Origin of the sequence: Psychrobacter sp. 1Y11 (genome assembly GCF_052259045.1) — a bacterium.
Classification (GTDB): domain Bacteria; phylum Pseudomonadota; class Gammaproteobacteria; order Pseudomonadales; family Moraxellaceae; genus Psychrobacter.
Genome location: NZ_JBQQER010000004.1, coordinates 174,148 through 187,612 on the forward strand (window position 1 = coordinate 174,148; position 13,465 = coordinate 187,612).

Below are 13,465 nucleotides of genomic sequence, written 5' to 3' on the forward strand. Positions count from 1 at the left end.
TCTATAAAGACTTGTTAAATAAACCTAATTAGAAAGTACTTGATTCTCAAATATACAAACAGTTAAAGGGACGCTAGAATCTGGTAAGTATGCAAATTTTGTACTGTTGTCTGATGGTGACTTTACCGTTCCCGAAGAAAAAATAAAAGGGATCGAATCTGTGCTAACCGTTGTCTATGGCAAACCTGTTTATGGGGCCAAGGAGTATTAAAAGTACGAACTTAAACTGTCTCCGGTCATTCCAAGCTGGTCCCCTGTGAAGTACTACGGCAGAGTTCAAAATAATACCAATAAATAGTTTTATCTACGGGGCCAACAGCCGATCTATAAGTAGATCGGTTTTTTTATGGTGCTAAAATTAGTCGCTAAGAATTGTCTAAATAGACAGGAATAGACATTAACGAATACTGGCTAGGTCAACAAAGTGACATACTAGCCCTTCACATTGCTAGTTTATTTCTATAAAATACCGACCGTGTGGTTTCTTTGGTATATATTCATACTATTTATTGTTGATCCTTTTACGCTTAATCGAGAGAGTATGCTTGATTTAAAATAGGTAATTTAACTATGAGTCCTACCACTATTGCTTACAGTTATCTTGCGATTGCTATCATTTGTGAAGTGGTTGGCACGACGTTTTTGGTCAAGTCAGAGCAGTTCACACGTTTGGTACCGACCCTGATTATGGGCGTGCTGTATGCCATCTCGTTTTATTTATTGACTCAGACTATCAAGACCATACCTCTTGGCATCGCTTATGCGCTGTGGGGCGGTCTGGGTATCGTGCTGACTTCGCTGGTCGGTGTGTTCTTTTTTAAGCAAAGCCTCGATACAGCTGCCATGGTCGGCATTGCGATGATCGTCGGCGGTGTGGTGGTGATGAACTTATTGTCTAATTCTGTGGTGCACTAGCCAGTTAGGTGAAAATGAGCATGGAAATAAAAATGGAAATACAAAACGCGCATAAACGTAAGAAACAACCAGAGCTTGTACGGCGGGCGCTGCTCGATGAAGCGGCACGTATCACGCTAGAGCAAGGCTTGTCTAAAGTGACCTTTCAAGCGGTGGCGGATGCCGTCGGCGTGACCAAAGGCGGTGTGATGCATCATTTTGCTACCAAAGATGCGCTAATCTTAGAGGTGTTTTATGATGCGATGGCCAAGTTTGAGGCAGAAGTTAATCAAGCCATGGCAAAGGACCCTGTTAGCTATGGCTCGTTTACCCGCGCTTATATCGATGCCACCATCAGCTTGGGCGAAAAAGGGCAGGCAGAGTTTAATAGCCAAGCGACCTTGTATGTGTTGATGCTAGGAGATCGGATGCTGCGTGAACGCTGGGCTGAGTGGTCAAACGAGCAGCTAAAAAAACACGCCAACACCGACAATACCGAAACGCTATGTATGGTGCGTCTGGTCGCCGATGGGATTTGGCTCTCGGACTTTTCGGGTATCGACATCTCGGATAAATCTTCACTACGTACGCGCTTGATAAATATGACGCAGCGCGACTTTGACGCTTAAAAGTGCATACAAACAGCGTTTATTTTTACTCTTAACCTATAACGGCATGATTTACTTAAGGAAAACTTATGACAACTACTAAGACAAACATAAATAACTTAAACGACATCATCGACTTAACACAAACACAGACCGCTTATATCAACGGTCGCTATCTGGCGGTCGATGATTCCCTAACTACCTTTGACGATATCAACCCAGCGACAGGTGAAGTGCTGGCGACCATTCAGCAAACGACGACTGAGCAGATCGATGAAGCGGTGAAAGCGGCGCAACAAGGCCAAAAGGTGTGGGCTTTGATGACCGCAGTTGAGCGTGGCCGTATTTTATCAAAGGCCGTTGAGATATTGCGCGAGCGTAATGATGTTCTGGCGTTGCTCGAAACCAAAGACACGGGTAAAGCTTACTCTGAGACCAAGTATGTCGATATCGTCACTGGTGCTGATGTCGTTGAATATTATGCCGGTCTTGCGCCAATGATTGAGGGTCGTCAGATTCCACTACGTGATAGCAGCTTTGTCTATACGCGCCGTGAGCCACTCGGCGTGGTCGCCGGTATCGGCGCGTGGAATTATCCGATTCAAATCGCCATGTGGAAAGCAGCACCCGCATTGGCTGCAGGTAACGCGATGATTTTTAAACCATCAGAAGTTACGCCATTAACCGCATTAAAGCTAGGAGAAATTTTTACCGAAGCTGGGCTACCAGATGGCGTCTTTAACGTCGTGCAAGGTGATTATAAAGTAGGCGAAGCCTTAACTCAGCATCCTGATATCGCTAAAGTTTCGTTCACGGGCGGTGTGCCAACTGGCAAAAAAGTCATGACGAGCGCGGCATCATCGTCGCTTAAAGACGTGACCTTAGAGCTTGGTGGTAAGTCGCCATTGATTATCTTTGACGATGCCGATATCGATACCGCTGCTGACATTGCGATGATGGCGAACTTCTATAGCAGTGGTCAGGTCTGTACCAATGGCACGCGCGTCTTTATCCCTAAATCGCTACAAGCCAAGTTTGAAGAGGCCATCTTAACGCGCGTCGAACGTATCAAATTGGGCAATCCAATGGATGAAAACATCAATATGGGGCCACTGGTGAGCTTCCCGCATATGGAGCGGGTGCTGGGTTATATCGAGCAAGGTAAAGCGGGCGGCGCGCGTTTATTGGCGGGCGGTGAGCGAGTGACAACCAGCGAGCTTGCTGATGGTGCGTTTGTCGCGCCAACGGTGTTTACCGGTTGCAGCGATGATATGACCATTGTGCGTGAGGAAATCTTTGGCCCAGTGATGTCGATATTGACGTACGAGACCGAGGAAGAAGTCATTCGCCGTGCCAACGATACCGAGTATGGCTTGGCCGCAGGGGTGGTGACCGCTGATTTGACTCGCGCGCATCGAGTCATTAGGCAGATTGAAGCCGGTATCTGCTGGTTAAATACGTGGGGTGAATCGCCTGCGCAAATGCCAGTTGGCGGTTATAAGCATTCAGGTATCGGCCGCGAAAACGGCATCGAAGCCCTTGAGCACTATACACAGACCAAATCTATCCAAGTAGAGCTTGGCAAGTTTGAGTCGGTATTTTAATCATTTGAACTTATGGAACCTTTAATAAGTAAGCAAGTATTCTGAGGGCTAATTTGTCCTTTTTACTCAACCTTACTGATATCAAATGATTTATTTCTTACTATTATGGAGCGTTTTATGACATCAACCACACCTGAATATGACTACATCATTGTCGGTGCAGGCTCAGCAGGCAATGTGCTGGCCACACGTTTGACCGAAGATGCCAACATTAAGGTGTTGCTGTTAGAAGCGGGTCGTCCCGATCACCGTCTAGACTTTCGCACGCAGATGCCAGCGGCGCTCGCCATGCCGCTGCAAGGCACCACGTATAACTGGGGTTATAAAACCGATCCTGAGCCTTATATGAATAACCGCGTCATGGACTGTGGCCGCGGTAAAGGGCTTGGCGGCTCATCACTGATTAACGGTATGTGCTATATCCGTGGCAATGCGCTCGATTTTGATGACTGGGCAAAAATAAAAGGCCTAGCAGATTGGACGTATCTCGACTGCTTGCCGTATTTTAAAAAGTCAGAAAACTGTGATGCAGGCGAAAACGACTATCATGGCGTCGGTGGTCCAGTTGAGATGACGACCTCAAAGCCAGGAGTCAATCCGCTATTTCAAGCGATGATAGAAGCAGGCGTGCAAGCTGGCTATCCGCGTACCGACGATCTAAACGGCTATCAGCAAGAAGGCTTTGGGCCAATGGATCGCTTCGTCACACCCAATGGTCGCCGCGCATCAACGGCTCGCGGGTATCTTGACCGTGCCAAACCGCGTAGCAATATCACCATTTTGACCGGTGCTTTGACCGATGTAATTTTATTCGATGGCAAGCGTGCTGTCGGTGTCAAAGTCGAGCATCAAGGTCAGACCAAGAACTTCTATGCCGCTCGTGAAGTAGTTATCTCGTCGGGCGCTATTGCTTCACCGCAGTTGCTACAGCGCTCTGGTATTGGCCCTGGTCAGTGGCTCAAAGACGTAGGCGTTAACGAAATTTTAGAGTTGCCAGGTGTCGGTAATAATCTACAAGACCATTTAGAGCTGTATATGCAGTATGAATGCAAACTGCCGGTGTCGATTGCCCCTGCCAATAAATGGTGGAATAAGCCTGCGATTGGTGCTGAGTGGTTGTTTATGGGTACTGGTCTTGGTGCGTCCAATCAGTTTGAGGGTGGCGGCTTTATCCGTACCGATGAGAAATTTACCCATCCTAATATCCAATATCATTTCTTGCCATTAGCTGTGCGTTACGATGGTCGCAGTGCAGTCAACTCTCATAGCTTCCAAGCACACGTCGGTTCATTGCGCTCGCCAAGTCGTGGCCGTGTCAAGCTCACCTCAAAAGACCCAAGCGCGCATCCAAGTATCTTATTTAACTATATGTCGCATGAGCAGGACTGGCAAGAGTTCCGCGCGGCGATGCGTATCACCCGTGAGATTATGCATCAGCCAGCGCTTGATCCTTATCGTGGCCGTGCTATCGCCCCAACCGATGATTTAGTGACTGATGCGCAGTTGGATGAGTACGTCCGTAATCACAGTGAGACCGCTTATCATCCGTCATGTACTTGTCCAATGGGTGAGGGCAATGATTCGGTGGTCAATGGTGAAGGGCTAGTGCACGGTATCGATGGTCTGCGCGTCGTTGATGCGTCAATTATGCCGAACATCATCAGCGGCAACCTAAACGCCACCACTATTATGCTGGCCGAAAAAATCGTCGATAAGATGCGCGGCAAGCAATTACCACGCTCGACAGCGGACTATTATGTCGCCAATGGCGCGCCGCTTCGAGCTGAGCCGATGCGCGCTTATGGTTCTGTTGTTTAAACTATTGGACAATGAATAATATAAGACAATTTCAATAAGAAGGCCTTTCAAAGTAAAGGTCTTTTTTATCAGCGCTAATCTGTTCACGCTATATCTTTTCTATCTTTACCGGGTTATAGCGTGACAGTTATTTCAGTTCGTATTGTTAGTTTTTGAGGTTTTGCTAAGGGTGGATTTCATTGCTTAGCAAATTATTATTGATTGGTACTGCTTTGTGCGTCATGTGTTCATGTATATATGACGTGGTGATTTTTCATTATGTTATGACGGACAAAGCAATATCAGACTGTGTTTCATTTACCTATTGAGGTCTTTTATGTACAGTTCGCCATCAGAAGATGCGACGAAACCCCTGAGTCTAAATAAGACTGTTTTTTTAGGTTCAGCTATTATTTCTATTTTACTGATTATTTGGACGATAGCGTTTCCAGATTATAGCGAGACATTATTAAGTAATGGCATGGCATGGGTATCAGAGAGCTTTGGCTGGTACTACATGCTGGTGGTTGCTGCTTATAGTATTTTTGCGTTGTTTGTGGGCTTTTCTAAATACGGCGATATCAAGCTGGGACAAGATCACGAAAAAGCTCAGTTTCCCTTTTTGGCGTGGGCAGCGATGCTGTTTTCAGCCGGTATCGGTATCGATTTATTATTCTTTGGTGCCTCTGAGCCGTTGATGCATTATCTGACGCCGCACACAGGGCTTGAGCCTGCCAGTGCCGAGGCGATGCGTGAAGCACTGTCGCAAACCTTTTTACATTGGGGTCTGCACGGCTGGGGGATTTATGCACTCATCGGTATGGCCTTGGCTTATTTTGCCTATCGTAAAAACATGCCGCTTGCGCTACGCTCACCATTGACTCCGGTCTTTGGCGAACGTTTAATCAAAGGCTGGCTCGGCGATGGTATTGATACCTTTGGTGTCGTCTGTACCTTGATGGGTATTGCGACCAGCTTGGGCATCGGTGTGTTGCAGGCCAATGCAGGCTTAACCCACGTTTTTGGTATCGAGTCGAGCAAAATGGTGCAGAGCCTTATTATCTTAGGTGTGGTCGCTGCTGCGGCTATCTCTGCCATGACTGGTGTAGAGCGAGGGGTACGTCGTTTATCTGAATTCAACATGCTATCGTCGATATTACTATTGATTGCGATACTGGTGATGGGCAATACGATATACTTGCTCAATACCTTTACCCAAAGTATCGGTCAGTACTTCCAGACCATCGTTTACAAGACTTTTGATGTTTATGCTTATGATGGCAGCGCTGGTGCCGACTGGAAATCAGGCTGGACGATATTTTTCTGGGCGTGGTGGGTCGCTTGGGCACCGTTTGTCGGCTTATTTATCGCGCGTATTAGCCGTGGCCGCACGTTGCGTGAGTTTGTATTTGGGGTGATGTTTATCCCGCTTGGCTTTATCTTTGCTTGGTTCTCTATCTTTGGTAATTCAGCGATAGACCTAGTGGCCAATGGTGCGACAGAGCTTGGTGAAATCGCTGTCAATGATGCGGCGATGGGCATGTTTGCCTTGTTTGAGTACTTTCCTTACAGTGATATTTTGTCATTCGCAGGCGTGGTCATCGGTTTAGTGTTCTTTGTAACCTCAGCGGACTCCGGCGCCTTAGTACTGGCGAACCTAAGCTCAAGAGGTATGACCAATGACACCGACGCACCGGTTTGGCTGCGTTTGTTTTGGGCAGCAGCGACCGGTCTTATCACTTTAGGTTTACTGTTCGCAGGCGGGTTTGCTTCCTTGCAATCGGTATCTGTGATTGCTGGTTTGCCGTTCTCGCTTATCTTGGTGCTCTACATGATGTCGATGTGGAAGTCGCTCAAAGAAGAGGGTAATAAGCGCAAAGCCAGTACCGTTGGCACCGCAAACGTCCTCGATAACGGTAAGAGCTGGAAAGCACGTCTGCAACGTATCGTCAGCTTCCCAGGTCATGCACAGGTGGAGAGATTCTTGCAAACTGTAGTCATGCCAGCCATGAGCGAGTTTGAAAAAGAGATGCAAGCAGGCGGTCTTAATACTGTTTTAGAGAGTCATAATGTGGAAAATATTAGTGACACTATCAATGCTAGTATGGATCATAATACCGATCATATAGATGGTGTCAAACTGCGCGTTGGTCATGGCGATGAGGATGACTTTGTTTATGAAGTCAATCTCATTAAAGCTGAACGTCCTAATTTCACCCTGAATACCTCAACCAAGCATGCCGAGTTCTACTACCGTGCTGAGGTGTTCTTGAGTGATGGCTCGCAAGAGTATGATTTGGTAGGTTATACCAAAGAGCAAGTGCTCGTCGATATCTTGCATCAGTACGAATGCCACTTGCAGTATTTACACTTAGAGCGTTAATTCTTAATAAATATAGCTTTGTAGAGACCCTATAAGTTCAAGATAACTTATAGGGTTTTTTTAAAGCGCAGCAAGCGCAAGGCGTTCAGCGTCACGAGCACCGTCGCGCCAGTATCGGCGAGTACGGCGATCCATAACCCCGTGATGCCGAGTATGGTAGTCATAAGAAAGATACCTTTGAGACCGAGCGCAAAAATGACGTTCTGATGGATATTAGCTAAGGTCGCGCGTGACAGAGCAATGACATGAGCGACGTCGGTGACGCGGCTTTTTAATAGGGCAATGTCAGCGGTTTCGATGGCTACATCGGTACCACCGCCCATCGCGATGCCGACATCTGCGCTAGCTAGGGCTGGCGCATCATTAATACCGTCTCCTACCATCGCTATTTTGTTATTCTTCTTCATCTCGCTGAGTAAACGTAGCTTGTCTTCGGGTAACAGCTCAGCTCTCCATTCTATGTCTAAATGACTGGCAAGCGCCTGCGCGGTGAGATGGTTATCGCCTGTCAGCATAATAGAGCGCACGTTCATGGCATTGAGCTGAGCCACACCTTGCCGCGCATCGTCTCGTAACTCATCTCGTAGTGCGACTAAGCCAATCACTTCAGCGCTGTGTTCATCGAACAGCACTGAAACCGTTTTGCCTTCATTTTGCAGCGACTCAATTTGTACTTGCTGCTCGGGTAGTAGTAAGCTCTCATCAGCGGCATAAACTGGGGAGCCTATGACTAAAGATCGCTCATTGACAGTAGCATGTACCGCTTTACCAGCGGTCGCAAAGGCATTGGTAGCGTTAGGAATGGCAACCTCAGCTGCTTTAGCATGATCCACGATAGCATTGGCAAGCGGATGGTTAGAGCTGGACTCAACACTAGCGAACAGCGCCAATACTTCATTTGTCCTGTGCAAATCAGGGCGTGCCTCTGTAAAGGCAACAACATCAGTAACGCGTGGCTTGCCCTCGGTTAAGGTGCCGGTTTTGTCAAAGGCCACGGTATTGACTCGGCCAATGATTTCCAAGGCGCTACCGCCTTTGATCAATAAGCCGCGGCGCGCGCCAACCGCTAAGCCTGAAGCGACGGCAGCCGGGGTAGATAGTACCAAAGCGCATGGACAAGCAATCAGTAACAGTGCCAAACCACGATAGAGCCAGGTTCCCCATTCTCCTCCTAGCGCTATTGGCGGCACGATGATCACTAAGGCGGCAACAGCCATTACTATCGGGGTGTAGTAACGACTAAATTTTTCAATAAAACGAGCAGTGGGGGCTTTGGAGGCTTGGGCTTGCTCTACCAGCTCAATGATACGCGCAATAGTGTTATCAGCCGCTGTTTTTTGCACGCGTACGTGTAGCGCGCCATCGACGTTGATGGAACCTGCAAATACTTCATCGCCGATGGTTTTGACAACCGGTATCGACTCTCCTGTCACCGGCGAATCATCTAAGCTGGAGGAACCTTGGATAATAATGCCGTCAGCAGAAACCTTGTCACCAGGACGGACGAGCACTCGATCATCTACTTGTAGTGATGCGGCAGAAACCTCACGCGCCGCGCCGCCTTGCTCATCGATTAACACGGCTCTCTTGGGCACCAGTGAGGACAAAGCTCTAATACCCGCGCGCGCCCGATCAGCGGCGACACTCTCTAATAGTTCACCCACGGAGAATAAAAAAACTACCGCAGCCGCTTCTTCAGCCTCACCAATAATAAGGGCGCCAAGCGCTGCGACCGACATCAGCATCTCAATCGAAAAAGGCGAGCCTGTTGTGGCCAGTGCCAAGGCTTTGCGAGCAAAAGGGAGTACGCCAATAACCACAGCGATAATGAAAGCCCAAGCGCCGTATGCAGGAAAAATTAAAGATAGCACATAGGCTGCGCTCATCAGCAAGCCAACGCCGATGACCTGCTTGCCTTTCATCGTTTGCCACCAGTGCTGATCGTCTACAATGGCCTCATGACCAATGATGTCATCTTGATGTTCGGTTATTTCTGACATACCGAACCCAAGGCGCTTGATGGTTTTTTCGATATCTTTGAACTCAGTCGTGGCATCGGGCGCTAGGGTTAGCGCTAACTTTTGCGTCGCAAAGTTTAGCTGAACGTCAGAGACGCCTGGCATACGGGTTAGCGCTGTTTCAATCTTGCCCACGCAGCTGGCGCAGTCCATACCTTCAATATGATATTGCATAGTGATTTATCCTCTTATTAAAGGTATTATGAACTCTGAAGTGGCTTTAGGGTCAAGATATTGCCCGCAATTCGTTTGATTTTTTACAATCAAACCTTGCAGCTACTTTATGGTTTAGAGTGATAAAAGGAGATAGTAATGGCAGTCAAAGCAGTACTTAAAGCACCGATCAAAATCGGTGAGCTTGCCAAGCGTACAGGGGCGACAGTGGAGACCATTCGTTATTATGAAAAGGAGCAGTTACTGCCGAAGCCTTTTCGCAGCCAAGGCAACTATCGGTTATACCGAGAAGAGCACATTGAACGCATGCAGTTTATCTTGCACTGCCGTACGCTCGATATGAGCTTGGATGAAGTGCGTGTGTTACTACAGTACTGGGATACTCCGGACAAAAACTGCGGCGAGGTCAATGAGTTGTTAGATGAGCACATCGAGACCGTAGAGGCACGTATGCAAGAATTGAGGCAATTAAAGCGGCATCTACTAGAGCTGCGACAAAAGTGTACCACACAGGCGCCCGCTGAAGCATGCGGGATACTACATGCGCTTGCTGATGACTCTTGTCATAAATAGTCAAATATTCTAATTATTAATAACGGTATGCAAGTTATTACCTAAGCACTGCCACCGCATAAAAAAATTTCGTGCTAAAATCGCCAGTCATTATTGCCCCAATAGCTAGCGATTGGTTGTTTAGCCGATTTAATATAAAAAATACCCTGCTGCTGGGATAAGTTTTTGTAGCCTCAAGAGTCGTACTTTTTTATTTGGGATGAGCCGGATAGACTTATCAACTCAGGCATCCGCCCAAATATTTGACCCCGCGTACCTTCATATTAGATTTATAGGAAGCTGTCATGATCGTTTGGCAAAAACCGAATGCCTTTAGAATACTTTTTACCTTACGCGGCTCTGTAATTCCTCATATCTATCTACAAGTTTTACTGATTACTTTACTTAGCGCAGTCATTTCAGCCGTTCAGCACTGGATTCCCGGCTCTTTTCCCTCTTATGGTGCTGCGCCTTTTACCTTACTTGGCATTGCCTTATCTTTGTTTCTTGGCTTTCGCAATAATGCCAGCTACCAGCGCTGGTGGGAGGGCCGCTGCTTATGGGGTCAGTTGGTATACGATGCTCGCAGCTTTACTCGGCAGGTACTCTCCTTTATAGATGACGAGACTGTTAATGGACAGCGCGCGCAGCGCGCTATGGTGCAGCTAACGATTGCTTTTACTCATGCACTCAGGCATAGGCTTCGCAGCACTTCTCCTTGGGAAGATGTTGAGCGTTTTGTAGCGCCAGAGCATCATGCCAGTATGCGTAAGGCCGGCAACCTCCCTGAGTATTTATTGCGATTGATAGGCAAAGAGCTGAGCCGTAGTCGACGTGAGCAGCTGACATCCGATCTTATGATCCAAAATATGGATGAACGGGTCACCTCTATGACGATAGTCTTGGCGGCTTGCGAGCGCATTCATAATACGCCATTGCCCTTTGCTTATACCTTACTAGTGCACCGTACGACTTACCTTTACTGCTTTATGCTACCGTTTGGCTTGGCGACGTCTCTTGGCTGGGTTACCCCTCTAATTTGCGGCGTCATTGCTTATACCTTTTTTGGCTTAGATGCACTCAATGAGGAAATCACCAATCCATTTGGTGTCGATGCTAACAACCTGGCTCTTACTGCTATCTCGCGTACTATCGAGATTAACCTGCTAGAAGCTTTGGGCGAGACAGATCTACCGCCTGAGCTTATGTCTAAGGGCGGCTATTTGCAGTAATTGGCTTTAAGTTGAGCGTACATGCTCCTTAATTGAGCTAAAGGCTGCTTTTAATATTGTGCTTCATATGCAGCAAACGCGGGGCAATGTCCTCTTCAAGCTTAGTACGGCTCAGTACAAAACTAGGCGCGCCGCAGTTAAAGGTTAGCAAGCCCTCGGTAGGGTGCATGATAGCAGTGGCCACCGCATTGACCTGATTTTGCCAATCGCCAAATGAAAAACAATAGCCAAAGTCATCATAATCTTTAAAGGCTTGTTCTAGGCTAAGCTTAATGGCTGGCCAGTCCTCACGATATTTTGTATGAATCGCCTGTATAATGAAATCTTGCTCAGCTGGCGGCATACTAGCTAAACAAGCGCGCCCCATCGCACTTAAGTGAATAGGTAAATACGAGCCAACGTTACGCCGCATCGTTGTCGTTCCAGCACCTTGCACCACATTGAGATACACCATCATTAGCCGATCGCGGGTTGCCATAGCGACGGCGCTATTGGCATAATCTGCCAGCTCCTCCATATAGGGAGTGACCAAATTATTGATAGCCATATTCGCTATCATGGTATAGCCAAAGCCCAATACGCCAGCCGCTAGCTGATACTTGCCATTGTTTGTCGCTTGCTTCAGATAGCCAAGTTTGACTAAGGTATAAGTGAGACGGGTAACAGTGCCTTTAGGAAGGCCTGTGAGTTGGCTGAGTTCTTGATTGCCTAGCAATGGCTGCTGCGGGTTAAAACAACGCAGCAGTTCGAGCCCGCGTGCTAATGCGGTGACAAACTGCCGATCATTTTTATCTCTCATCTCAGCGATAGGCTCTAAGAGCTCTAAATGAGCGTCACTATGAGTGTCATCAAAGATAGGGGTAGTCATAAAATATCTTGATCTCAATTAAATTATAAAACTTACTCGCTGACTTCTTTAATCATATTGCGAGCGATAATGATCTGCTGAATCTGCGTGGTCCCTTCATAGAGACGGTATAAGCGCACGTCACGATAAAACCGCTCGATACCATAATCAGCGATATAGCCTGCGCCGCCATGGATCTGCACTGCACGATCCGCCACGCGGCCACACATCTCAGTGGCGAACATCTTGGCGCATGAGGACTCGGTCACCACATCTTTGCCGTCATCACGTAGGCGCGAGGCGTCAAGTACCATAGATTTGGCCGCATAAATCTCCGCCTTGGAGTCCGCTAGCATCGCTTGAATGAGCTGAAAGCTGGCAATCGGTTGACCAAACTGTTTGCGATCGACAGCGTAACGCAGTGCGTCATCTAACATACGAGAGGCGGCAGCGGTACTGGCAGCAGCGATATGCAGGCGACCTTTATCCAACACTTTCATCGCTGTTTTAAAACCGATACCTTCGACGCCTCCTATCAAAGCACTCGCTGGCACGACACAATTATCAAAGATCACATCGCAAGTATGCGCGCCTTTTTGCCCCATTTTTTTATCCCATTTACCTAAGGTAATACCAGGGGTGTCGCTCTCAACGATAAAGGCAGAGATGCCGCCTGCGCGTTTGTTCTCAGGGTCAGTACGCGCCATGACGGTAAAGACACCAGCTTCTGGAGCGTTGGTGATATAGCGCTTAGTGCCATTGATGACATAAGTGTCGCCGTCTTTGATAGCTGTGGTGCGCAAGGAGGCGGCATCTGAGCCTGCTTCAGGTTCAGTCAGACAAAAAGAGCCGATAATCTCACCGCTAGCAAGTTTGGGCAGATATTTTTGTTTTTGCTCCTCGGTGCCATCGATGACGAGTCCTGAGGAGCCAATGCCGTTATTCGTGCCAATAAGCGAGCGAAAAGCAGGGGAGGTGCGCCCCATCTCAAAAGCGACAATCACTTCTTCTTCCATTGTTAGGCCCAGTCCACCATATTCTTCTGGAATGGTCAGCCCAAACAGACCCAGCTCGCGCATTTGATTGATAATCTCGTCTGGCAATCGGTCATTCTCTGCGACCCAATCCTCCATAGGTATCAACTGATTATTGACAAACTGGCGAACGGTGTTAACGATATGGTCGAGGACTTCTTGATCTCTAATCATGGGACTTCCTTGTCTGATGTGGCTGAATGTTAAAAGCTGAATGTTAAAAATAGTGCCGATGAGTTTGGCGCTAATATCTGATTGTGCAATGACTGTTTTACATAAAGAGCTTGTATGAGCTAAATAGCATAATCTATACTAACTTAGA

11 protein-coding genes are annotated in these 13,465 nt (G+C 47.6%); 8 read left to right on the plus strand and 3 right to left on the minus strand.

From position 1 onward, the window contains the following. The first annotated feature begins 52 nt into the window (after positions 1 to 52). From ACTXGJ_RS05240 to betT, 6 genes are all read left to right on the plus strand, one after another. The gene (locus tag ACTXGJ_RS05240) at positions 53 to 211 is read left to right on the plus strand and encodes an amidohydrolase family protein (RefSeq protein ID WP_439244380.1); all 159 of its coding nucleotides are present in this window, start codon (positions 53 to 55) and stop codon (positions 209 to 211) included. Positions 212 to 570: 359 nt separating this feature from the next. Further along, entirely contained in the window at positions 571 to 915 is a 345-nt protein-coding gene (locus ACTXGJ_RS05245) for a DMT family transporter (RefSeq protein WP_439244362.1), read from the plus strand. Positions 916 to 947: 32 nt separating this feature from the next. Next, entirely contained in the window at positions 948 to 1,523 is a 576-nt protein-coding gene (locus tag ACTXGJ_RS05250; protein ID WP_439244361.1) for a TetR/AcrR family transcriptional regulator, read from the plus strand. A 68-nt stretch (positions 1,524 to 1,591) separates the two neighbouring features. After that, positions 1,592 to 3,106 (plus strand): betaine-aldehyde dehydrogenase, encoded by a 1,515-nt coding sequence (gene betB, locus ACTXGJ_RS05255; RefSeq protein ID WP_439244359.1) that lies wholly within the window; start codon positions 1,592 to 1,594, stop codon positions 3,104 to 3,106. Positions 3,107 to 3,223: 117 nt separating this feature from the next. Further along, a complete protein-coding gene (betA, locus tag ACTXGJ_RS05260) occupies positions 3,224 to 4,924 on the plus strand; it encodes a choline dehydrogenase (RefSeq protein ID WP_439244357.1) in 1,701 nt (566 codons plus the stop codon). A gap of 316 nt (positions 4,925 to 5,240) precedes the next feature. After that, the gene (gene betT / locus ACTXGJ_RS05265; protein ID WP_439244355.1) at positions 5,241 to 7,286 is read left to right on the plus strand and encodes a choline BCCT transporter BetT; all 2,046 of its coding nucleotides are present in this window, start codon (positions 5,241 to 5,243) and stop codon (positions 7,284 to 7,286) included. Between the two features lie 47 nt (positions 7,287 to 7,333). On the opposite strand, the gene ACTXGJ_RS05270 is transcribed toward betT, so the two are convergent. Further along, positions 7,334 to 9,478, minus strand: coding sequence for a heavy metal translocating P-type ATPase (locus ACTXGJ_RS05270; RefSeq protein ID WP_439244354.1), 2,145 nt, complete (start codon positions 9,476 to 9,478; stop codon positions 7,334 to 7,336). Positions 9,479 to 9,616: 138 nt separating this feature from the next. On the opposite strand from ACTXGJ_RS05270, the gene cadR reads away from it, so the two are divergent. Then, positions 9,617 to 10,051, plus strand: coding sequence for a Cd(II)/Pb(II)-responsive transcriptional regulator (cadR, locus tag ACTXGJ_RS05275; protein ID WP_439244352.1), 435 nt, complete (start codon positions 9,617 to 9,619; stop codon positions 10,049 to 10,051). 284 nt (positions 10,052 to 10,335) lie between these two features. Further along, the gene (locus ACTXGJ_RS05280) at positions 10,336 to 11,262 is read left to right on the plus strand and encodes a bestrophin family protein (RefSeq protein ID WP_439244351.1); all 927 of its coding nucleotides are present in this window, start codon (positions 10,336 to 10,338) and stop codon (positions 11,260 to 11,262) included. Positions 11,263 to 11,299: 37 nt separating this feature from the next. Here ACTXGJ_RS05280 and ACTXGJ_RS05285 read toward each other — a convergent pair whose 3' ends face one another. After that, positions 11,300 to 12,130, minus strand: coding sequence for an IclR family transcriptional regulator (locus ACTXGJ_RS05285; RefSeq protein WP_439244348.1), 831 nt, complete (start codon positions 12,128 to 12,130; stop codon positions 11,300 to 11,302). Between the two features lie 32 nt (positions 12,131 to 12,162). Next, positions 12,163 to 13,317, minus strand: a complete 1,155-nt coding sequence (locus ACTXGJ_RS05290) for an acyl-CoA dehydrogenase family protein (protein ID WP_439244347.1) — start codon at positions 13,315 to 13,317, stop codon at positions 12,163 to 12,165. Positions 13,318 to 13,465 lie beyond the last annotated feature (148 nt).